23 protein-coding genes are annotated in these 21,746 nt (G+C 69.6%); 8 read left to right on the top strand and 15 right to left on the bottom strand.

What is annotated here, in order from left to right; genetic code table 11:
* Window positions 1–79: 79 nt before the first annotated feature.
* From NS4_RS24790 to NS4_RS24750, 10 genes are all read right to left on the bottom strand, one after another.
* On the bottom strand, window positions 80–979 hold the full coding sequence (locus tag NS4_RS24790; protein WP_084487678.1) for a ComEA family DNA-binding protein: 900 nt from the start codon (window positions 977–979) through the stop codon (window positions 80–82).
* 117 nt (window positions 980–1,096) lie between these two features.
* Window positions 1,097–1,939, bottom strand: a complete 843-nt coding sequence (locus tag NS4_RS24785) for a DegV family protein (protein WP_063061899.1) — start codon at window positions 1,937–1,939, stop codon at window positions 1,097–1,099.
* Between the two features lie 3 nt (window positions 1,940–1,942).
* Window positions 1,943–2,689: a diglucosylglycerate octanoyltransferase gene (octT, locus tag NS4_RS24780; RefSeq protein ID WP_063061917.1), complete on the bottom strand. Its 747-nt coding sequence runs from the start codon at window positions 2,687–2,689 to the stop codon at window positions 1,943–1,945.
* 147 nt (window positions 2,690–2,836) lie between these two features.
* Window positions 2,837–3,013, bottom strand: a complete 177-nt coding sequence (locus NS4_RS32410) for a hypothetical protein (RefSeq protein ID WP_157106219.1) — start codon at window positions 3,011–3,013, stop codon at window positions 2,837–2,839.
* On the bottom strand, window positions 3,003–3,662 hold the full coding sequence (locus NS4_RS24775; protein WP_063061898.1) for a histidine phosphatase family protein: 660 nt from the start codon (window positions 3,660–3,662) through the stop codon (window positions 3,003–3,005). Before NS4_RS24775 ends, NS4_RS32410 begins: the two co-directional genes overlap by 11 nt.
* Entirely contained in the window at window positions 3,659–4,138 is a 480-nt protein-coding gene (gene rsfS, locus NS4_RS24770; RefSeq protein ID WP_063061897.1) for a ribosome silencing factor, read from the bottom strand. Before rsfS ends, NS4_RS24775 begins: the two co-directional genes overlap by 4 nt.
* Before the next feature lie 150 nt (window positions 4,139–4,288).
* Entirely contained in the window at window positions 4,289–4,954 is a 666-nt protein-coding gene (gene nadD / locus NS4_RS24765; RefSeq protein ID WP_063061896.1) for a nicotinate-nucleotide adenylyltransferase, read from the bottom strand.
* A 108-nt stretch (window positions 4,955–5,062) separates the two neighbouring features.
* A complete protein-coding gene (locus tag NS4_RS24760; protein ID WP_245665690.1) occupies window positions 5,063–6,466 on the bottom strand; it encodes a vWA domain-containing protein in 1,404 nt (467 codons plus the stop codon).
* Between the two features lie 5 nt (window positions 6,467–6,471).
* The gene (locus NS4_RS24755; RefSeq protein WP_063061894.1) at window positions 6,472–7,365 is read right to left on the bottom strand and encodes an AAA family ATPase; all 894 of its coding nucleotides are present in this window, start codon (window positions 7,363–7,365) and stop codon (window positions 6,472–6,474) included.
* Between the two features lie 341 nt (window positions 7,366–7,706).
* On the bottom strand, window positions 7,707–8,972 hold the full coding sequence (locus NS4_RS24750) for a glutamate-5-semialdehyde dehydrogenase (protein ID WP_063061893.1): 1,266 nt from the start codon (window positions 8,970–8,972) through the stop codon (window positions 7,707–7,709).
* Window positions 8,973–9,035: 63 nt separating this feature from the next.
* Between NS4_RS24750 and NS4_RS24745 the strand changes: the two genes are divergently transcribed.
* Together NS4_RS24745 and NS4_RS24740 are read left to right on the top strand one after the other, a co-directional pair.
* Window positions 9,036–9,920 (top strand): ribokinase, encoded by an 885-nt coding sequence (locus NS4_RS24745; protein WP_084487677.1) that lies wholly within the window; start codon window positions 9,036–9,038, stop codon window positions 9,918–9,920.
* 136 nt (window positions 9,921–10,056) lie between these two features.
* Window positions 10,057–11,274: an RtcB family protein gene (locus NS4_RS24740; protein ID WP_063061892.1), complete on the top strand. Its 1,218-nt coding sequence runs from the start codon at window positions 10,057–10,059 to the stop codon at window positions 11,272–11,274.
* Window positions 11,275–11,493: 219 nt separating this feature from the next.
* Here the strand turns inward: NS4_RS24740 and NS4_RS24735 are convergent, their stop codons facing one another.
* Window positions 11,494–12,063, bottom strand: a complete 570-nt coding sequence (locus NS4_RS24735) for a hypothetical protein (RefSeq protein WP_157106218.1) — start codon at window positions 12,061–12,063, stop codon at window positions 11,494–11,496.
* A gap of 297 nt (window positions 12,064–12,360) precedes the next feature.
* On the opposite strand from NS4_RS24735, the gene NS4_RS24730 reads away from it, so the two are divergent.
* The gene (locus NS4_RS24730; RefSeq protein WP_063061890.1) at window positions 12,361–12,882 is read left to right on the top strand and encodes a DoxX family protein; all 522 of its coding nucleotides are present in this window, start codon (window positions 12,361–12,363) and stop codon (window positions 12,880–12,882) included.
* A gap of 60 nt (window positions 12,883–12,942) precedes the next feature.
* On the opposite strand, the gene NS4_RS24725 is transcribed toward NS4_RS24730, so the two are convergent.
* Window positions 12,943–13,698 (bottom strand): SDR family oxidoreductase, encoded by a 756-nt coding sequence (locus tag NS4_RS24725; RefSeq protein ID WP_063061889.1) that lies wholly within the window; start codon window positions 13,696–13,698, stop codon window positions 12,943–12,945.
* Between the two features lie 103 nt (window positions 13,699–13,801).
* Here NS4_RS24725 and NS4_RS24720 point away from each other — a divergent pair, with 103 nt between their 5' ends.
* The gene (locus NS4_RS24720; RefSeq protein ID WP_063061888.1) at window positions 13,802–14,692 is read left to right on the top strand and encodes a helix-turn-helix transcriptional regulator; all 891 of its coding nucleotides are present in this window, start codon (window positions 13,802–13,804) and stop codon (window positions 14,690–14,692) included.
* Between the two features lie 80 nt (window positions 14,693–14,772).
* Here the strand turns inward: NS4_RS24720 and NS4_RS24715 are convergent, their stop codons facing one another.
* Window positions 14,773–15,597: a helix-turn-helix transcriptional regulator gene (locus tag NS4_RS24715; RefSeq protein ID WP_063061887.1), complete on the bottom strand. Its 825-nt coding sequence runs from the start codon at window positions 15,595–15,597 to the stop codon at window positions 14,773–14,775.
* A gap of 100 nt (window positions 15,598–15,697) precedes the next feature.
* Between NS4_RS24715 and NS4_RS24710 the strand changes: the two genes are divergently transcribed.
* The 3 genes from NS4_RS24710 to ligD all read left to right on the top strand — a co-directional run bounded on the left by NS4_RS24710 (window position 15,698) and on the right by ligD (window position 17,984).
* Window positions 15,698–16,417 carry an SDR family oxidoreductase gene (locus NS4_RS24710; protein WP_063061886.1) on the top strand — a complete coding sequence of 240 codons (720 nt, stop codon included), beginning with the start codon at window positions 15,698–15,700 and terminating at the stop codon, window positions 16,415–16,417.
* Complete coding sequence (locus NS4_RS24705; protein WP_218020397.1) at window positions 16,411–16,899, top strand: hypothetical protein; 489 nt, start codon at window positions 16,411–16,413, stop codon at window positions 16,897–16,899. Before NS4_RS24710 ends, NS4_RS24705 begins: the two co-directional genes overlap by 7 nt.
* 122 nt (window positions 16,900–17,021) lie before the next feature.
* On the top strand, window positions 17,022–17,984 hold the full coding sequence (gene ligD / locus NS4_RS24700) for a non-homologous end-joining DNA ligase (protein ID WP_063061885.1): 963 nt from the start codon (window positions 17,022–17,024) through the stop codon (window positions 17,982–17,984).
* Between the two features lie 34 nt (window positions 17,985–18,018).
* Here the strand turns inward: ligD and NS4_RS24695 are convergent, their stop codons facing one another.
* A complete protein-coding gene (locus NS4_RS24695) occupies window positions 18,019–18,771 on the bottom strand; it encodes an isocitrate lyase/PEP mutase family protein (RefSeq protein WP_063061884.1) in 753 nt (250 codons plus the stop codon).
* Window positions 18,772–18,864: 93 nt separating this feature from the next.
* On the opposite strand from NS4_RS24695, the gene NS4_RS24690 reads away from it, so the two are divergent.
* Complete coding sequence (locus tag NS4_RS24690) at window positions 18,865–19,659, top strand: Pr6Pr family membrane protein (protein ID WP_218020396.1); 795 nt, start codon at window positions 18,865–18,867, stop codon at window positions 19,657–19,659.
* On the opposite strand, the gene NS4_RS24685 is transcribed toward NS4_RS24690, so the two are convergent.
* Window positions 19,583–21,712 (bottom strand): RecQ family ATP-dependent DNA helicase, encoded by a 2,130-nt coding sequence (locus NS4_RS24685; protein WP_245665689.1) that lies wholly within the window; start codon window positions 21,710–21,712, stop codon window positions 19,583–19,585. The genes NS4_RS24690 and NS4_RS24685 overlap by 77 nt on opposite strands.
* Window positions 21,713–21,746 lie beyond the last annotated feature (34 nt).

The raw sequence follows: 21,746 nt of genomic DNA, 5'->3' as shown, positions 1-21,746 counted from the left end.
CCCCGACTCGGGGTCGCGCCGCAACCCGGACCCGACACCGGTTCCGCACCCTCGCCGCTCACCCTTATGGCCAGTGCCTTCATACGGTCACCAGTTCGCGCAGCCGCGCCAGCCGGGCCGGACCGATACCGTCCACCTCGGCCAGCTGCTCCACATCGGTGAATCGCCCGTTGATTTCGCGCCAGGCGATAATCGCCTTCGCGGTCACCGGCCCGACACCGGGCAGGCCGTCGAGCTCGGTTTCGGTGGCGGCGTTCAGATCCAACGGTTTACCCGCTGTGGGCTCACCACCACCCGCGCCGACGGCGGGCGGGGCTCCCGCGGCGCCGCCGCTGATGGTCGCACTGCCCGGCAGCGGTCCATCGGGTCCGCTGGGGCCCACCCGGACCTGGTCGCCGTCGGCGAGCCGCTGGGCCAGATTCAGGCCCGCCAAATCCGCGCCGCCGAGTGCACCGCCCGCCGCCGAGATCGCGTCGGCCACCCTGGCTCCGGGTGGCAGCCGCACCAGACCCGCCCGGTTCACCAGACCCACGACACTGACCACCAGTTCGGCGGGCTGCGCTCCGGTCGGCGCCGGCTCCGCCGCCAGGGGTGCCTGCCCGGATTCCGGTGCATCCGCCGGCATCGCAGCCGGCGCAACCGCGGGCAGCGGGGGGACCGATTGCGCGACCGGACGGTCCCACAGAACCATCACCACCGTCAGCAGACCGGCGAACAGGCCGATACCCGCCAGGGCCGCCACCCCGCGCCGCCCGGTGTCCAGGCGTGCGCCTCGAAACCGGTCGGGGATCAGGCGGTCCCGCCAGCCGACCGGGGCGGGTTCGTCGTCCAGCCAGCGCGGGGTGCCTACGACATCGGTCTCGGCGAACGCGGAATCCGGCCACCGGCGCGCCCGGCCCTCCGGGGCGTCCCGCGGCAACTCGCCGAGGTGCCCGCCCAGTTGTCTGCGTACCCGTTCGCGCTCGTCGTGTGGTGCCATGCCCGCGACGCTAGGCCCGGCCAAGCATCGGACACCTGGGCCCACCTGGGAGTTCGACAGACCTGTGGACAACTCCGTCCTGTGGATGAACGGGGGCCGTACGGATACCGCGGCCGGTCAGCCGCACCCACCGGGAAGCACCAGTACCCCGACCGCGCCGACCCCGAGGTGGACGGCCAGCGCCGGCCCGAATTCGGCGACGAGAACCTCCGCGACCTGCGGAATACGTTCCCGCAGTTGGGCCGTCACCGTTTCGGCGGCCTCGGCGGCGGCCAGATGCTGCACTCCCACCGCCGCCGGCCCCGCCCCGGCCACCTCCGCGGCAGCCGCGACCAGCTTCGCGAACGCCTTCGACCGAGTACGCACCTTGTCCCGTAATTCCAACCGGCCCTGCACCAGTTGCAGCACCGGTTTGCTGACCAGTTCACTGCCGAAGAAACTCGCCGCCGTGCTGAGCCTTCCTCCACGACGCAACTGCTCGGTGCGATTCACCACGAAGAATGTGCGGGAATCGGCCGCCGCCCGTACCGCGGCGTCGTACACGGCCGCGAGCGTGCCACCGGCCGCCGCGCACCGCGCGGCGGCCAGTACCGGGAACCCGGTCGCCAGACCCGCCCCGAGCGAATCCACCAGCAGCACCGACTCCGCGGCGTCCATATCCCGGACGGCCTGCCGGCCCGCCTCCCAGGTCGCCGAGAGCTGCCGGGACAGATGCACCGCGACCACGCCGTCGCCGCGACTGCGCCGCAGCGCCTCGGTATAGGCCTCGCGCAGTTCACCCGGTGACGGCGCCGAGGTGGTGACTTCCTCGGCGGCGTAGTCGACGGCGAGCTCGTCGACACCTTCCCGGATCTGCGCATCTCCCACCAGCACGTGCAGAGGCACCACCTCGATGCCCAGCTCGCCGATCAGTTGCGCGGGCAGGCTGGCGGACGAATCGGTGACGACCACGACCGCCACGTCTCACCCGACCTCTTGCAGTGTTTTCACCATCGCCTTGGCGACCTCGGTGTGCCCGTCCCAGCCCCAGTGGATCCCGTCCGGATTGGCGTCACCGGAGTAGATGTTGTCGTGGACCGCCGCTTTGAGATCCACCAGTGGGACGCCGCACCGTCGCGACCAGGCCCGCAGGGCGCGCACCGCCGGTTCGCGACCGCTGTGCACCCGGCCGTAGGCCGCGCAGTCGTGCACCGACGGCAGTACCGCGACCACGGGCAGTTCGGGCCGGAGCTGGCCCAGCGCCGTCCGGCACTGCTCCAGATAGTCCACGCTCACCTCGGGCGGAAGCGCCACCGGGCGACCGAGTTTCGCGGCCCGGGGCTGGATCCACTGGTACGCCGAGCGCACCACCCGGCGCAGGCCCGACGGCCGCACATAGCGGATCAGTTCCCGTAGTGCGGTGGGCAACGGTGAGGGCAGCGAATCCATACCGCCCACCGCGAAGACCACGGCGCCGGCTCGTGGGACGGCCGCCCAGACCCGTGGGTCACCTATCAGCGCCCAGTAGGCGTCCCGGCAGGTCCAGCCGATCCGCGCGACGAGTTCGACATCCCAATCGAGTTCGGCCGCCACCAGATTCGGCCAGATGCGGGGATGATCGGCCGGCAGGCCCCCTTCGGGGCCGAAATAGGACAGCGAATCGGCGATCACCAGCAGTACCGGTCGCGGGGCGCCGGGGACCGCGGCCCCGGTGGACACCGCGGGATCCATTGTGACCTCCACGTCCGGCGCGATCCGTGGCGCGGTACCCGTCTCCACGACAGGGCCCGTGTCCGGGCCGGTGTTTTCCGGTTCGCTACCCGGGTCGGGCGCGTGCGTACCCGCCGACGTGGAAGTCACTGCGGAATCCTCCTGGGGTCAGACGGCCTTCCGGACGTCGCCGTCTTCGGCGGCACCGGTATCCTCGGCGGTACCGTCCACCTCCCGTTCGGGCGCCGGGCCGAACAGGGCGTCGGGTAGTGCGCGCTCCGGTTTCGCGGACACCTTCCGGAACAGTTCGTCCGGTATCTGGCGGTTCAGGTCTTCAGATGACATCGGGTGCTACTTTCGCCGCTGCGTTCCACACATCGAGACGCCAGCCGGGCCTGTCCGGGCTCGGGCCGTGGCTGCTCAGCTGCACCCAGCTGGCATTGGCCAGGCCACCGAGGGCCGGCCAGTTCCGAGGCGGCAGATCGAGCAACGCGGCCGTGAGCGCGGCGATCAGCCCGCCGTGCGCCACGAGAATCATAGTGGCGCCGGGCCAATCCTGCCGCTCGTCGAACAACTCCTGCACGACCGGCAGTGCGCGAGCACCGACCTCCAGTTTCGATTCCCCGCCGGGCGGGGTGAAGGTGGCATCCATTCGCCACTCGAGCCGGGCACCGGGATAGAGGGAATCGACCTCGATATCCCCCATCCCCTGCCAGTCACCGAGGTGGGTCTCCCGGAGCCGCGGCTCCCGGACCACCTCGAGTCCGGAATGCTCCGACAGCGCCAGCGCGGTGTCGTAGGCGCGTCGCAGATCGGAGGAGATCAAGCCGATGGCCTTGTGGGACACCAGTTCCCGCGCCGCTTCTTTCGCCTGCCGCCGTCCCAGATCGGTGAGATCGGTGTCGATCTGCCCCTGCATCCGGTCGCTGGCGTTCCACTCGGTCTGCCCGTGGCGCAACAGGATCAGGGTGCGCACACCGGTTTTCTGTCTCACTCGGTTTCTCCAGCACTTTCGTCGCCGGCGGCCGGTGGCGCGCCGTGTTCACGCGGCATGGGCGAGGGCCCTGCGTGGTCCCGCTCCGCTACCTCCTGCGGGCCCGACTCGCTCATACCGATCCCCTCGACCGGAACGATCGGGCAGTCTTTCCACAATCGTTCCAGCGCATAGAAATTACGTTCGTCGTTGTGCTGGATGTGTACCACCACGTCGACGTAGTCCAAGAGCGCCCAACGGCCCTCGCGGGTCCCTTCCCGGCGTACCGGTTTGTGTCCGGCCGCGCGCAGTTTCTCTTCGACATTATCGACGATGGCATTGACCTGGCGCTCGTTCGGCGCCGAAGCGATCACGAAGCAGTCCGTGATCACGAGTTGTTCGGAGACGTCCAGCACGACCACATCGGCGGCCAGCTTCTCGTCCGCGGCCAGCGCGGCGACGGTCGCCATCCGCACCGCTTCTTCCGTCGCGCTCACGCTGTTACCTCCGGGTACGAGCGCCGCACGCCCTCCGTGGTTACGCAAGCTGCCGCCTCCGGGCGTGCGCCGCTCATGCTGTTACCTCCGGGCACGAGCGCCGCACGCCCTCCGTGGTTACGCAAGCTGCCGCCTCCGGGCGTGCGCCGCTCATGCCAGCACCTCGTTCACGTTTCCATCACCTTCCGCTCGAGCGGGCACGTAGAGATGCCGCTTCGATATGTATTGCACGACACCGTCCGGTACGAGATACCAGACCGGCCGCCCCTCGGCCGCGCGACGGCGGCATTCGCTCGACGAGATGGCCAGCGCGGGGATCTCGATCATGGTGACCGCGTCGTCGGGCATACCTCGCAGATGGTCGGCGAGATGGTCGATGTTCAGCTCGTACCCCGGCCGGCTGACCCCCACGAATTTCGCCAGCTCGAACAGTTCGGCCCAATCCTGCCAGGTGAGGATGCTGGCCAGCGCGTCGGCCCCGGTGATGAAGTACAGTTCCGCGCCCGGGTGCTGGGCGTGCAGATCACGCAGGGTGTCGACGGTGTAGGTCACCTTGCTCCGCTCCACATCGGCCCGGCTCACCGAGAACCGCGGGTTGGAGGCGGTGGCGATCACCGTCATGAGATAACGGTCCTCTGCGGGGCTGACCTGGCGATCGGTCTTCTGCCAGGGTTGCCCGGTGGGGACGAAGATCACCTCGTCGAGGTCGAACCGGTGGGCGACTTCACTGGCCGCGACCAGATGCCCGTGGTGGATGGGGTCGAAGGTGCCACCCATCACACCCAGCTTGCGTCCACCCCGGCCCGTTCCGTGCATGAGTGTCGAGCTTAACGGGTCGGCCACGGCCCCTTCCGGCCGATCAGCCTTCGTCTGCCGATGCGCCTGTGGACCACGGCGGCCGAAGCGCCGGCCGAGGCAATCCCATCAGACCGGTAGCAACCGGGAGACCACGGCCGTGAGCTGCGCCGCCGACCGGCATTCGTGCATTTCGATGACCTGCTGGTACCGGTCGGCGGCCGAGTCCCCGGACCCCCAGCTGGTACGCGGTTCCGGGTTGAGCCAGTGCGCGTGCTTGGCGACCTCGACCAGCTCACGCAGGGTGGCCAGTTCGGGATCACGGTAGTTGGTGCGGGCATCACCCAGGATCAGCAGGGAACTGCGGCTGGTGACGGCGTCCGGGAACTCCTCGGCGAAGCTGGTCAGCGCGCTGCCGTAGTCGGAATGGCCGTTGAAGCCGACGATATCGGCCTCGGCGAAGATCCGCTGCATGGCTTCGTCGAGCTGGGTGTGCGGATCGAAGAACCTGGTCACCTCGTCGGTGTGGTCGACGAAGGCAAAGATCCGGACCTTCGAGAACTGTTCGCGCAACGCGCTCACCAGCAGCAGGGTGAAATTGCTGAAACCGGCGACCGAACCCGACACATCACAGAGCAGGACGAGCTCGGGCCGGCCGGGCCGGGGTCTGCGGTTCACCAGATCGATCGGCACCCCGCCGGTGGACATGGACTTGCGCAGGGTTTTGCGCAGGTCGATCTCGCCGCGTTTGGCATGCCGGCGCCGCACCGCCAGCCGCGAGGCCAGGATCCGGGCCAGCCGCTGTGTGCTGCGCCGCAGTTCGGCCAGCTCCGTCTGCGAGGCCCGCAGGAAATCGACTTCCTCGGCCTGCCGGGGCACGCCGTAGGAAGCGACCCGCTCCTTACCGATGCGTTCGGCCACCCGCCGCCGGGTCTCGGCCTCTACGGTGCGCCGGAAGTTCTCGATCCGGGAGCGGGCGGCCCGGCGCGCGATCTCGGTATCGAAATCGCTCATACCGGGCGTGGCCATGGCGGCCAGGATCTGTGCGAGCAACGTCTGCGGCTGCACCTCTTTCAACGCCTGATACGACGAGAAGGACGCGCCCCGCGCCGACTGGTACTGCCCCAGCTGTTCGACCATCTGGGCGGCCATCAGCGCCTGCTGCTGTCCCGAACCCTCGTCGGCGAGCATCTCGGCCAGTATGCGCCGCAGTTCGGGAATATCGACCCTCCCGTCGTCGCGGTACGGGATCTCGGCCTCCGCGGCGGCGGTGCGGTCCCCGATGGCCACCGGGAACCACAGGTCGAAGAGTCCGTCGTAGGTGCCGCGATGGGTGGTGCGCCGCAACAGGGCGCAGGCCAGTCCCTCGCGGACCGACTCCCGGTCCAGCAGGTCCAGCACCGACAGCACCCGGCCCGCGTCCACCGTCTCCGACGGACCCACGGGTATCCCCCGCGCCCGCAGCGCCTCCACGAAACCGACCAGATGCCCCGGCAGACCGTGCGGGGCGAGAGGCTGGTCGTCGGTGGCCACCACCGTCAGGCCGGTTTCAGATCGGCCAGCGCCCGCTGATGGTCGCTGCGGTGTTTGAGCACCACGCCCAGCGTTTCCCGGACGGTGGCGTCGTCGAGCGAGGTATGCCCGAGCGCGAGCAGGGTGCGGGCCCAGTCGATGGATTCGGCGACCGAGGGCAGTTTCTTCAACTGCATTCCGCGCAGCACGTGCACGATCCGCACCAGCTGGGTGGCCACCGCCTGGGGTAGTTCCGGGACCCGGCTCGCGAGGATCCGCCGTTCGAGATCCTCGTCCGGGAAGTCCAGGTGCAGATAGAGGCAGCGACGCTTGAGCGCCTCGGACAGTTCACGGGTGGCGTTGGAGGTGAGGACCACGAACGGGGTCCGGGTCGCGGTGATGGTGCCCAGCTCCGGCACGGTCACCGCGAAATCGCTCAATACCTCGAGCAGCAGGCCCTCGATCTCCACATCGGCTTTATCGGTCTCGTCGATGAGCAGTACCGTCGGATCGGTACGCCGGATCGCGGTGAGCAGGGGCCGCGACAGCAGGAATTCCTCGGTGAACACATCCGATTCCGTTTCGGCCCAGTCGTTTCCGCTGGACGCCTGGATCCGCAGGATCTGTTTGGCGTGGTTCCATTCGTAGAGCGCGCGCGCCTCGTCGACACCTTCATAGCACTGCAACCGCACCAGTCCGGCGTTCGCCGTCTGTGCCACGGCCCGCGCCAGTTCGGTTTTGCCGACACCCGCCGGACCTTCGATGAGTAGTGGTTTACCGAGCCGGTCGGCCAGGAAGACCGAGGTCGCGGTGGCCTTGTCGGCCAGGTATCCGGTCTCGGCGAGGCGGTGCACCACATCGTCGACCGATGCGAAGATCGGCTCCTGAACCGGCGGGGTGGGGGTACTCGCGGGCTCCATCGGGCCGTCCTTCCGTCGCGCTGTCCCACCCACGCTACCGGGCGGTTACGCGCCCCGCGTCGTCCCCCGGGGCCAAGAGACCGGCACCACCGCGACCCGCCCGGGCGATCGTCCGCGCAGACCGGGACGGCCCGGCTGCGATACGACCGCGCCCAGCGAGCCGGTGTATTCCGCCGACCATCGACGGACGAGGCCATCGGCGACTCGATACGCCAGGGCGTGCCGGGCCGGGCGCACGACCCGTCCCCGGGTGTCCTCACCGTGGGCCGGGCCACCCGGTTCGGGAGCGACAGAGCCGGGTGTTCGGGCCGCGGGCGACGCAAGCGCCCCGTCGTGCATTGTCAGGCGGGGCGAATCTGACCCGAACCCCGCACGACCCACTTCGAGGAGGTGAGTTCCGGCAGCCCCATCGGACCGCGGGCGTGCAGCTTCTGGGTGGAGATGCCGATCTCGGCGCCGAACCCGAACTGTTCGCCGTCGGTGAAGGCGGTGGAGGCGTTCACCATGACCGCCGCCGCGTCCACCCGGCGCGAGAATTCGTCGGCCGCGGCCAGTTCACCGGTGACGATGGCCTCGGTGTGCCCGGTGCCCCAGGTATTGATGTGTTCGATCGCGGTGTCCAGATCGTCGACGACCTTCACCGCGATATCGAGGGTCAGATATTCCTCCCCCCAGTCCTTGTCGGTGGCCGGGACCATTCCGTCGAGATCGCCGTGCAGGGTGACACCCTTGTCGGCGAGCGCCTTGCTCAGCCGCGGCAGCGCCGTATCCGCGATGGCCGCGTCGATCAGCACCGTCTCGGCCGCGTTGCACACACTGGGGCGGCGGGTCTTGGCGTTGATCAGGATCTCCTCGGCCATATCCAGATCGGCACCGGAGTGCACATAGACATGGCAGTTTCCGGTACCCGTCTCGATCGTCGGGACCTGGGCGTCGCGTACCACCGCGTTGATCAGGCCCGCGCCGCCGCGCGGAATGACCACGTCCACCAGACCCCGGGCCTGGATCAAGTGGGTGACGCTGGAGCGATCCGAACTCGGCAGCAGCTGTACCGCGTCGGCCGGGATGCCGACGCCGGTCAGCGCGTCGCGCAGCACGGCGACCAGCGCCGCGTTCGACCGCGCCGCCGACGACGAGCCGCGCAGCAACGCCGCGTTGCCGGACTTGAGCGCCAGCCCGAACGCGTCGACGGTGACATTCGGCCGCGCCTCGTAGACCATGCCGACCACACCCAGCGGCACCCGGATCTGGCGGATCTCGAGTCCGTTCGGCAGCGTCGACCCACGCTCCACGACACCCACCGGATCCGGCAGTCCGGCCACCTGGCGCAACCCCGAGGCGATACCGTCGATCCGGTCCTCGGTCAGCCGCAGCCGGTCCAGCAGCGAGTCCTCGGTGCCGGCCGCTTTCGCCGCGACCAGGTCTTCGCCGTTGGCTTCCAGCACGCTGTCGGCGGCGGCGAGCAGCGCGTCCGCCGCGGCGTGCAGGGCCTCGTTCTTCCGGGCGGTGGTGAGCTGGGCGAGGACCCGGGAAGCGACCCGCGCCCGGCGGGCGGCCTCGTGCACGGCCGCACGCATATCGAACTCAGCGGTGGTCTCTACCGTCATGGCCTACAGCCTACGCACCGGAAAAATCGGTTCTACCGGCACTCACCGCGCTAGGTTCTCCCCGTGACCACTCCGCTGATTGCCGTACTCGGCAGTATCAACATGGATCTGGTGACCACCACCGATCACCGGCCCGCACCCGGCGAAACGGTCCTGGGCCGCGGCTTCACGATGGTGCCCGGCGGGAAGGGCGCCAACCAGGCGGTCGCGGCGAGCCGGGCGGGTGGGCGGGTGATGTTCCTCGGCGCGATCGGCACCGATGTCTTCGCGCCACGCCTGCGCGCGGTGCTGACCGGGTCCGGGGTCGATACCACCGGGTTGCGCACGGTCGAAGGCCCCAGCGGTATCGCCTCGATCGTGGTCGATGCCGCGGGCGAGAACTCGATCATCGTGGTGGGCGGTGCCAATGCCGAGTTGCGCGGCCTGCGCGCCGGCGATCTCACCGCCGTCGCCGCGGCCGATATCCTGCTGTGCCAGCTCGAGGTCCCGGTCCCGACCATCGAGGAAGCGGTGCGGCACGCCCGGGACAATGGCACCACCGTGATACTCAACCCTTCCCCGGCGCAGCGTCTCCCGGAGGAATTGTGGAGCCGGGTGGATGTGGCGGTGGTGAACCGCGGCGAGGCCGCGGACCTGGGCAGCGTTCTCGACCGGGTACCGCATCTGGTGGTCACACTCGGCGCGGACGGCGCGCGCCATCGCGGGCCCGACGGCGCGCAGACCTCCGTCGCCGGACCGGCGGTCGAGGTCGTCGACACCACCGGCGCCGGCGATACCTTCGCCGGTGCCCTGGCCGTCCGCTGGTCGCGGGGCCCGGCGGAGGCATTGCGTTTCGCCTGCGCCGCGGGGGCGCTGGCCACCACCGTGCTGGGTGCCAGTGCCGCCATTCCGTCGCGCGCCGATATCGAAGCCGCCCTGTCCACCGGGCCGGGCGAACCTCCTCCGTGAGACGTCGGCGCACGCCGCGAGCCCGGACGGCCTGCCGGCACCCATCCGGAAATTCGATCGCCTCCCCGTATCCAGCGGCCTACCGTGGAATTACGGCGGCGGATATCGGTCCGCCCCGGAGGGAAGGAACGAGACAATGTTTCCCGTCGAGCTGTCCGGTACCCGGGCACGGACGTTGATGTGGGCCCATGAGCACGATATCGAGGCGCAGGCGCTGCAACAGCTGCGCAATATCGCCCGGCTGGAATGGGTCCACGGCGTCCGGGTCATGCCGGATGTGCACCTCGGGAAAGGCGCCACGGTCGGTTCGGTGATCGCCATGCGCGACGCGGTCGCCCCGGCCGCGGTGGGCGTGGACATCGGTTGCGGGATGGAGAGCGTTCGCACCGATCTCACCGCCGCCGACCTCCCCGACGATCTGCGCGCCCTGCGGTCGGCGATCGAGGCGGCGGTGCCGGTCGGTTTCGCCGCCCACCGGCATCCGGTACCGGTGAACAAGCTGGCGCCCGGACCGTCCGGAGTCGCCACCGCGACCCTGCGTACCGGCTGGGACCGGTTCTGGTCGGCGTTCGGCGACCTCGACGAGGCCGTGGCACCTCGGGAGTCCAAGGCGCACAAGCAGATGGGTTCACTCGGCGGTGGCAACCACTTCATAGAAGTGTGCCTGGACCAGGACGACCAGGTCTGGATCCTGCTGCATTCGGGGAGCCGCAATATCGGCAAGGAACTGGCCGAACGGCATATGGCTGTGGCACGCAAACTCCCGCACAACCAGAACCTGGTCGACCGCGATCTCGCGGTCTTCCTGGCGAACACTCCGGAAATGGCCGCCTATCGCCACGATCTGACCTGGGCACAGGAGTACGCGGCGCGTAACCGCGCGGTGATGCTGGCGCTGGTGTGCGAGGCGGTGCGCAAGCAGTTCCCCACCCGGGACGTGCTGTTCGATACGCCGGTGTCGTGCCACCACAACTATGTCGCAGAGGAGACGATCGACGGTGTGCCCATGCTGGTGACCCGTAAGGGCGCGGTGCGGGCCGGCCTCGGCGATATGGCGCTCATCCCGGGCTCGATGGGCACGCGATCCTATGTGGTGCGCGGTAAGGGCAATCCGGACTCGTTCCAGTCAGCATCCCACGGCGCGGGCCGCCGGATGAGCCGTAACGCGGCCAAGCGGCAGTTCAGCGTCGCGGATCTGATCGCCCAGACCGAGGGTGTGGAGTCGCGGAAGGACGCGGGCGTGGTGGACGAGATCCCGGCCGCGTACAAGAACATCGACGAGGTGATCGACGCCCAGCGCGATCTGGTCGATGTGGTGGCGACACTGCGGCAGGTGCTGTGTGTGAAGGGCTGAGGTCGCGGTGAGCGCGGAGCCGATTAGCGGTGCCGGTATGCCGGGCGGTTTCCGGTCGCCCGGCATATCGGACGCGGCGGCGGTTCGGATTTCGCACACCAACGATCCCGCACCTGCTCTGTCCGGACGCGGCGGCGGTACAGACAGCGCGCACCGACGATCCCGTACCTGCTCCGTCGCCGCCCAGGTGATCGTGCGGCGGGAGCTCGGCGGCGGACCTCAGCCGGGCAGGCCGCGCCGGCGTAGCGCGACGGCGATCCCGGCCCCCGCCAGCAGGACACCGATCGACAGCACCACCCCGCTCGACAGCCAGGTGTGCAGCGCACGGGCGAGGTCGGCGGGCAGGCCGGGCAGCGACCCGATCAGCCGATAGGTCTGTCCCGGCGCGGCGAACTGGACGACGGCCGGTACTGCGCCCCAGGCCAGCCCGGCGATCACCGCCGCCACGGGTTCGTAGGCGGCCAGTCCGGCGACCACCAGTAACAACACCGCCCCGAGCAGCGACTGTGCGGGTGAGAGCCAGCGGTCCGTGGTGTCCCACCAGCGGCCGGCGGTTGCCGCGCCGTTGGCCGCGATGCCGAGCGCGACAGGGGTGATCACGCCCGCGAGCAGCGTGGTGAGCGCGGTGCGCAGCAACCCCCACTGCCGTGCGGCAGGGCCATGCGGCCCCGACGGCGCGTCGGCCTCGGCCTGTCGCGGCTGCCGCGCAGCTGCGGCCGGTGAACGCTCGGTAATCTCGTCCGGCGGTGGCGACTGCGCCGCAGTGGGCAGTTCGAGTCGAGAGGTCATAGGCACTCCTGCGGGCCGGTCGGCGGGCACGGGCGGTCCGGGGCGGTACCGCGCGCTGCCCCCGCACCCTCGCACACCCGAGGTTTCACCGACCACTACGCCGTCCAGCGAACCGGGCGCTCAACCGCCGGAGAACAGTGGCCGACAACGCCCGCCGGGAGGGTTGTGCGCTACGAAGAGCAGCCTGTTGACTAGTTATCAGTCGATGCATACTATCAAGTTGTTATCAGTCGATAACCACAAGTCCCGTCCGGCGCCGTGCGGCCGGACAACCGATTCCCGCCTCGGAGGAACCGCATGTTCGACACCCTGATGCTGTTCGTGGCCCCCACACTGGTCCTGCGGCTACTCGGCCGGATCGGCGTCCGGCGTTTCGACACCTGGCGCGTCAGCGCCGCCCACGGACTGGCGTTCCTGTTCACCATGACCGGACTGGCGCATTTCGTACCCGACTCGGTCACCGTGATGCCCAGCCACGACGACCTGACGGCGATGGTTCCCGCGTTCGTCCCCTTCGCGGATTTCGCGGTCTACGCCACGGGCGTCCTGGAACTGGCCGGTGCTGTGGGGTTGGTGGTGACCGCCGGCCGCCGCTGGGCCGGCCTGGGTCTCGCGGCGCTGCTCGTGATCATGATCCCGGCCAATATCCATGCCGCGCTGAACGATGTTCCGCTCAACGGCGAAGCGGCCACGCCGCTGTGGTTCCGGATCCCCGAGCAGATCGTGTACTTCACACTCGCCCTCTGGGTGGGCGGGATACTGCCCGCGGTACGTCAGGACCGAGGCGCCGAGCGGTCGCTCGTCACTACAGCGCGCTGAACCCTGACCAGGCCCCGTTCCCGCCGGTATTCCGCGGAGACGGGGCCTTTCAGCGAGAACTCAGCCCTGCTGGGTGGGCACCAAGATCAGCTCGGCCACATTCAGCCGCGGCGGCACCGAGGTGGCGAACGCTATCGCTTCCGCGATATCCCCCGGCTGAAGGATCGTGAACGCCGTACGCCACTGCGACAGCTGAGCCTGTTGCTCCGCCCCGCGCATACCCGCGCCGAGTTCGGTGGCCACGAAACCGGGTTCGACGTTCTTCACCCGCACTCCCCGAGGGCCGAACTCGGCGCGTAGGTTGCGGGTCAGATGCGCCACCGCGGCCTTGGTCGCGCAATACACCGCGTATTCGGGGAACACGGCGTGCCCACCGACCGACCCCACCAGTACCAGATCGGCCCGGCGGCCGGCATCGGCGGCCACGAGCAGATCATCGATGAAGGCCCGGGAAGTGTGCAGCAGTCCGGTCACATTGGTCGCGATCATCTGATCCCACTCCTCGACCTCGGCGGCCTCGAAGGGCGAACCGAGCATCACGCCCGCATTCGCCACCACCAGATCGACCGGTCCCAGCGCCGCCCGCACCGTGGCGGCGGCATCGCGCACCGAATCCCGATCGGTCACATCGGCGACCACCGCGATCGCGCCGCCACCGAGTTCGGCGGCCAGTTCTTCGATACGTTCCTTGCGGCGGCCCAGCACAGCGACCCGCGTGCCGTCCGCGGCGAGCCGGCGCGCGGTCGCGGCACCGATCCCGCTGGAAGCTCCGGTGACCACGGCCACCCGTGCGTTGGTGTTCTCGTTGTTCGTCATGCCCTCAACCCTCGGTCCGGGCCGGGTGCGCTGCCAGGTCGCGGACTTCCTGGTAGTCACAGGGCCACCCGGCCGGGCAGGGCCCGCCCCTACTCTGGAACACATGCATTCGGACAACCGCCTGGGCGCGTTCCTGCGGGCCCGCCGTGAACTGGTCCGGCCGGAGGACTTCGGATTGCCCGGCGGCGGGCAGCGACGGGTCGCCGGACTGCGGCGGGAGGAGATCGCGTTATTGGCGGGGGTGAGCGCGGACTATTACATCCGGCTCGAACAGGGCCGGGACAAACATCCGTCGGAACAGGTGGTCACCGCCCTGGCCCGGGTGTTCGCGCTGGACGAGGAAGGCACCGCGCACCTGCGCGAGCTGGCCCGCCCGGCGCCGGCCCGGCCGAAGCGACCCCGCCGGCCCGAACGCGTGGCGCCCGGACTGCTGCGGCTCATGGATCTGTGGGAGCGGACGCCGGCCCTCGTCCTCGGGCGCAGCCTCGACGTCCTGGCGGCCAACCCGCTGGCCGTCGCGGTGAACGCGTGCTCGGTCCCCGGTATCAACCAGGTGCGGATGGTCTTCCTCGACCCGCGGGCGCGCGATGTGTACCCCGAATGGAACTCGATCGCCGCGGATACGGTCGCCAGTCTGCGCGCGACGGCGGGCACCGATCTGGACGACCCGCAATTGACCGAACTCGTCGGCGAACTCTCGCTCAAGAGCGAGGATTTCCGGCAGTTGTGGGCCCGGCACGATGTGCGCACCAAAACGGCCGGGAAGAAACGGTTCCACCATGAGCTGGTCGGCGAACTGACCCTCTCCTACGAGAGTTTCACCGTGAATGGTGTACCCGGGCAGACGCTCATCGTCTACCACGCGGAACCCGGTTCACCGTCCGAACGCGCGCTGTCGCTGCTGGGCAGCCTGACGGCCGCGGAGTCCACCGACATCGGTTCTTCCCTGCCGCCCGCGACGCCGAACCGGGCCATCGATACGACGCTCGGTTAGCTTGCCCGGCACGTCGGTATCGCAGTTCCCCGGCACGGCGTTCTCCAGACCACGCGCCGCGCTGCACCGGCCGGGCCGGATCAGAGGCGGCCGGTGCGGCGGAGCAGTTCGAGCGCCGAGGCGGTAGCGGTGCCGGTCGCGGCCGAGTAGACAATGACCGTCTGATCCGCTTCCGGCACCGACAGAACATCGCAGTCCAGAGTGAGGGTGCCCAGCTCCGGATGGACGACGGAAGCGGTGCGACTACGCAGCCGTCCGGAGCGCCCGGCCCGCCACAACTCGTCGAACCGTGGGCTGCCGGACCGGAGTTCGCCGATCAGCCCGGCAAGACTCGGATCCTGTGGGTATCTGGCCTGCGCCGTACGCAGACAACCGACGCAATCGGCGGCCCCGGCCTGATCTTCTGTCTCCACCACTCGGACCGGCCCGGCCCCGAGAAACCGCTGCCGGATGAGGTTTCGCTGCGCGGGCGGCTGCGCGGACCAATCGCCGAACAGCGCTGCCGCCGGCGGGTTCCAGGCCAGCACATCGGATTTGGCGGACAACACCAGCGCGGGCAGGTCCGCCAAGCGGTCCAGCAGCCGCATGACGCTCGGCCGGACCAGCATGGGAATGCGTCCCATCCCCGGGGGTTGGGACCCGGCGAGCCGGAAGATCAGATCACGGTCGGAGTCGCTCAATTGCAGCGCCCGCGCCAAGGCGCCGAGCACCTGATCGGAAGGTTTGGATCCGCGCCCTTGTTCGAGCCGGACGATGTAGTCGACGCTGAGCCCGGCCAGTTGCGCGATTTCCTCGCGCCGGAGCCCGGACACTTGTCGACGGCGTCCTGCCGGAAGGCCCACCTCGGCCGGTTCGATGCGGGCCCGCGCCGTGCGCAGCACCATGGCCAACTCAGCTCTGTCCACCGTCCTATGGTGCCGGAGGACCGGCGGTGCGGGGTGGGACCGGCTCTCCCATGCCTCGCCGGCCCTGGAGTCCACCGGCGACCGGCACGAGACTACGAGCGTGACAACAACAACGATCGCGCTGGTCACGGGCGCGAACAAGGGACTCGGTCGGGAAACCGTGCGCCGGCTGGCCGGATCGGGCTGGGAGGTGTTCCTCGGTGCACGCGATCCCGCACGCGGTGGCGCCGCAGTGGCGGAGCTGGCCGAGCAGGGCGTGCGGGCCCGCCTCGTCACGCTGGACGTGACCTCCGACGAATCGGTGGCCGCCGCGGCGGCCACCGTGCGGGCCGCGACGGGCCGCCTGGACGTGCTGGTCAACAATGCGGCGATCGGCGGACCGAGCACGCCTCCGGCCGACACCCCCGCCGACGAGGTGCGCCGGGTGTTGGACACCAATGTGCTCGGCCCGATCCGGGTGATCCACGCCTTCCTTCCCCTGCTACGCGCTTCCGATCATCCGCGCATCGTCATGGTGTCCAGCGGGATGGGCTCGATCACGACCGTCACCGATCCGAAATGGAAAGACCTCGTGCAACCCGAGCTCGGCTACTCGACGTCCAAGGCTGCCCTGAACATGCTCACCGCCATGTACGCGGGCGCACTGCGCGGTATCCATATCAATGCGGTCGATCCGGGCTACACGGCCACCGATCTCAACGGCAACACCGGATTCCAGACCGTGTTCCAAGGCGCGGAGGTCATCGTCGACCTGGCAGCTATCGGCCCCGACGGGCCCACCGGCGGGTTCTTCGACAGGAACGGAACTGCCCGGTGGTGAGGGCCGCGGCGATCGTCACCGCGCTGCTGACACTGTGTACAGCACTGTTCGTGTACCTGAGACCGGAGGGCCATTCGATGCAACGACAGCATTCGAGCGGGACGACCGTACTGTCGATCGGCCTGGATCCCGGTGCCGTGGACTACAGCCGCTATCCGCACATCGATGCGGCGACTCTCACCGCACGGATCGCCGCGGGCGAGACGGCTCTGCGTGATGCCGGATTCGACCTCGTGTCGTGTCAGGTACCCGCGGACCCGGACGCGGCCGAGGCGAAGCTGCGCGAATGCGCGGCGGGCCGGTCGTTCGGGGTGGCGATGATCGGCGCGGGCGTACGCATGGCGGCCGAGCACACGCTGCTGTTCGAACGTCTGGTGAACGTGGTCGTCGAGCTCGTGCCCGGCATACGGTTGTGCTTCAACACCTCTCCGGAAACCACCATCGACGCTTTGCGCCGCTGGGTAGAGCCCGTCGTCGGCTGAGCACCCGGACACCGGGCCGTGGCGCGACCGGCAGACAGGTATCGGTACACATCGGGCGGCCGGGCGGCCGACGCGCCACGGACAACCGAACCCGAACCGCGTGCGGCGGCTAGGGTCGGACCATGGCTGGCGGTGCGGGCGCGGCGGTGGAATTGACGGTCGGAGAACGCGAGGTGCGTATCTCCAACCCCGACCGGGTCTACTTCCCGGAGTCCGGCGTGACCAAACTCGATCTGGTGCAGTACTACCTGAGCGTGGGCGACGGGATCGTCAACGCGCTGCGGGATCGGCCCTGCATGCTGCACCGCTTCCCGAAGGGGCTGGCCGGTGGGAAAGTACACCAGAAACGGCTGCCCGCGGGCGCACCGAACTGGGTGTCGACCGTGCGGGTGTATTTCCCGCGCTACGGCCGGCACGCCGATGAACTCTGTGTCGGCGAACTGGCGGAGGTCATCTGGGCGGTACAGATGTCCACGGTCGAGTTCCATCCGTGGAATTCGCGCCGGGCCGATACCGAGAGTCCGGACGAATGGCGGATCGATCTCGACCCTATGCCGGATTGTCCGTGGTCACGGGTGCAGCGCGTGGCCGGGGTGGTCCGCGAGGTGCTCGACGAGATCGGCGCGGTCGGCTGGCCGAAGACCTCGGGCGGCAAGGGCTTGCACGTCTATGTGCGGATCGCGCCGGAGCACGGGTTCCAGCAGGTGCGCCGCGCCGCCCTGGCCTTCGCCGAAGAGGTCCGCCGCCGGGCACCCGAGGATGTGACGACGACCTGGTGGCGGCGCGACCGCGATCCGGACCGGCTGTTCATCGACTACAACCAGAACGCGCGCGACCATACGATCGCCGCCGCGTATTCGGTGCGCGGCAATCCCGCGGCCACTGTCTCCACCCCGGTGGGCTGGGACGAGATCGAGGACATCCACCCCCGCGATTTCACCGTCGCCACCGTGCCCGCCCGGTACCACCGACTCGGCGACCTGCACGCGGGAATCGACGACGCGGTCTTCGATCTGCGGCAGCTGATCGAATGGGCCGACCGTGACGAGGTGGATCTCGACGAGGAGCCCGCCCCGGAATCCTGACCGGTCCGGGCCCCGCGCCGTTCACCGCCGGGAGTTATTTCCAGGGCTCCAGCAGTCGTTTCGCCTCCACCGCGAGCGCGGCCTGCAGGAACGGCCCGAAGCTCACGCGTGCCGCCCCGGCTTCCGCGAAGTAGGCCTTGTCCCCCTGCTCCGGCACGGTGACCGCGTTGACCGGCAACGGCAATTCGGCGCACAGCCGGGCCAGCACATCCGGCCCGTAGCGGCCGACCGGATACAGCACATCGGCCCCGGCCGCGGCCGCCAGCCGCAACCGTTCGATCGCCGGGCCGACGAGTTCGGCCGGATCACCGGAGGGTGAGAGCAGCAGATCGGTGCGGGCGTTCACGACGACGTGCACACCGCTGTCGTCGGCGGCCTGCCGCAACCGGCCCACGAGATCGGCGTGCTCCTGCGGTTCGCGCAGCCGCCCACCTTCCTTGTGCACGGTGTCCTCGAGGTTGAAGCCGACCGCACCGGCCTGCAACAACCCGTCGATGAGCGCCGCGGGCTCGACACCGTATCCGGATTCGAGATCGACCGAGACCGGCACATCCACCGCGGAGGTGATCTCCCGGACGCGGCCGAGTACATCGGTGAAGGCCATACCTTCGTGGTCGGATTTACCGAGCGAATCAGCGAGCGGATGGCTGCCGACCGTGAGCGCCGGAAAACCGGCCTGCTGGACGAGGTCCGCCGACCAGGCGTCCCACACCGTAGGCAGGATCACCGGGTCACCGGGGCGATGGAGTTCGAGGAATGCGGCGGCCTTCTCGGGCAATGTGGTCACCGCACCGATCCTGCCGTACCCAGGCCCGGATACGCACCCGCTGTCGCGTGGCGCCGGCCCGGGCGCGATCCGACGACGGCAGGATGGACCGGTGTGAACGCGCATATCCGGCCGACCGCCCGAGCCGCCGCGGCCGATTCCGCCGCCAGGGCCTGTCATCTCGCGATCGCACTGGTGATCGCGGCGGCAGTGGTGACCCAGTTGGCGCTGCTGTTCACCGGCGGCCCGGACGCGAACTCGGGACGCGCGGAACCGGACGCCGGTATCGGGACGGGACTCGTCCGCCTGTTCAGCTATTTCACCATCCAGAGCAACCTGTTCCTGCTGGTCGCCTCGGCCGGACTGGCCCTGAACCCCGTGCGGGACGGGCGACTCTGGCGGGTGGCGCGGCTGGATTCCCTGCTGGGGGTGGTGATCACCGGCCTCGTCTTCGCCCTCGTTCTCGCGGACGAGGTACATCTGACCGGCGCGGCGTGGTGGGCGAATCTCGGCTTCCACTACCTCGCCCCTTGGGCCGGCCTGGCCACCTGGCTGGTATTCGGGCCTCGGCCCCGGATCGACCGGCGCACCATCGCCGCCGCGCTGGTCTGGCCGGTCGCCTGGATCGGCTACACCTTCGCCCACGGCGCCGTGACCGACTGGTACCCGTATCCGTTCCTGGATGTCACCCGGCAGGGGTACGCGACCGCGGTGGCCAACACGCTCTCGGTGGTCGCCCTGGCCGTGGTGCTGATCGGCCTGTTCGCGCTGCTCGACCGGCTGCCCACCGCCCGGGGGCGAATCCGGCCGGCGGCGATCCCGGACCCACCGGTCAGGCCGGGGTCGCCAGGGCGAACGGAAGAACCGCCGGGGCACCCGCCCGGCGTAGCGCCCACGCCGCGACGGTGAAGGTCCATCCGGTGTCGGTGAGGGTATCCACCAGCAGGATCGGACCGTCCGCCGCGCCCAGGTCGGGGACCTCCCACCCGTCGTACAGGGCGGCGACCCGGTGGGCCGAATTGACGGCGGAGACCGGGGGCCGGTCCGGACGGATGCGCAGCGTGCCCAGGTCGCGCAGCCGGCCGATCCCGGCGAGGCGCTCGGCCAGCGAGCCGGTGAGGACCGGATGCGTTTCGGATTCCAGGGCCAGTACCGCGGTGGGCCGCACGGCCCAGTCCCATTCCCGCAGTACCGGAATGCACGCGTCGACCACCTCGTCGGGAACCGGGGCGTCGGTACCGTCGAGAATCGGGCGCAGCCGCCGACCCCAGCCCAGCGAATTCAGCCGGCCCAGCACCCGCCCGGTCTCGGCGCCCTCGGTGATCTTGCCCGACAGGGGCACACCCAGTTTCGCCATCCCGGTCGGCCACTGTTTACGCGGCGCGAGATCGATACCGGGCCGGTCGAGACGGGCCCGGGTGGCGGCCACCGCCGCGGTGTCGACGGTGGTTTCGCGATACTCGCCGGTGCAGTTGTCGCAGCGACCGCAGGCGCCGGTACCCGGCGCGGCGGCGAGCAGCGCCGGATCGTCGAGCTGGCGGCGCAGGAACTCCATCCGGCAGCCGGTGGTGCGCTGGTAGTCGAGCATGGCCTGCTGTTCGGCCGTGCGGGCGGCATCGAGCCGTTCGTACCGGTCGGCGTCGTAGGTCCAGGGCCGACCGGTGCCGAGCCAGCCGCCGCGCACCCGGCGGACCGCGCCGTCCACGTCGAGTACCTTCAGCACCATGTCGAGCCGAGAGCGGTTCAGTTCGACCAGGGGTTCCAGGGCGGCGGTGGACTGCGGACGCTCCCGGTCCAGCGCTTCGAGGACCGAACGCACCACATGTTCGCTCGGGAAGGCCACAGAAGCGAAATAGCTCCAGATGCGGGTGTCCTCGGGACCGGGCAGCAGGATCACCTCGGCGCGTTCGGTCGCGCGCCCGGCGCGGCCGACCTGCTGGTAGTAGGAGATCGGCGAGGACGGCGCACCCACGTGGACGACAAAGCCCAGATCGGGCTTGTCGAAGCCCATACCCAGCGCGGAGGTGGCTATGAGCGCCTTGACCTCGTTGTTCAGCAGGGCGGCCTCGAGGGCTTCACGTTCGGTGGGGTCGGTCTGGCCGGTGTAGGCGGCGACCTTGTGGCCGTGGGAGTTCAGTACATCGGCGAGATCGTGGGCGCCGGCCACGGTCAGGGTGTACACGATTCCCGAACCCGGCAACCGGTCCAGCCGACTACTGAGCCAGGTGGTGCGTTCCACCGCGTCGTCGAAGCGGACCACCGACAGATGCAGTGACTCACGGTCGAGATCCCCGCGTAGGACGAGGGTGTCGGTGCCGATCTGCCCGGCCACATCGGTCACCACCCGGTCGTTGGCCGTGGCGGTGGTGGCCAGGACCGGTACGTCGGCGCCGAGGTCGGCGATCAATGTGCGGATGCGGCGGTAGTCCGGGCGGAAATCGTGGCCCCAGTCGGAGACACAGTGCGCTTCGTCGATGACCACCAGCCCGGCGTCGGCGGCGAGCCGGGGCAGCACCTGATCCCGGAAATCGGGGTTGTTCAGTCGTTCGGGGCTGACCAGCAGCACATCCACCGAACCGGCCGCCACCTGCTGGTGGATCTCGTCCCATTCGGTGACATTGCCGGAGTTGATGGTGGCCGCGACCACTCCGGCCCGCCGGGCCGAGGCGACCTGGTTGCGCATCAGGGCCAGCAACGGCGAGACGATGACGGTGGGCCCGCGACCCTGCGCGCGCAGCAGTTTCGCCGCGATGAAATAGACCGCCGATTTACCCCAGCCGGTGCGCTGCACCACCAGGGCCCGGCGTCTACCGACCACGAGCGCTTCGATCGCGGTCCACTGGTCCTCCCGCAAACGGGCGCCCGGCCCGGCGAGCTCCCGCAGCAGTGCCTCCGCGTGCTCGCGTAGTTCGCCGGCGACTTCGCCGGCCCCGCCCATGGTGCTGCCCGGTGCTGTCGACATGGCGCCCATACTGCCGCAGGCCACCGACAGCGGC

The organism is Nocardia sienata NBRC 100364, assembly GCF_001613205.1.
Lineage (GTDB): Bacteria > Actinomycetota > Actinomycetes > Mycobacteriales > Mycobacteriaceae > Nocardia > Nocardia sienata.
This window is presented reverse-complemented; position numbering and strand designations above follow the sequence as displayed.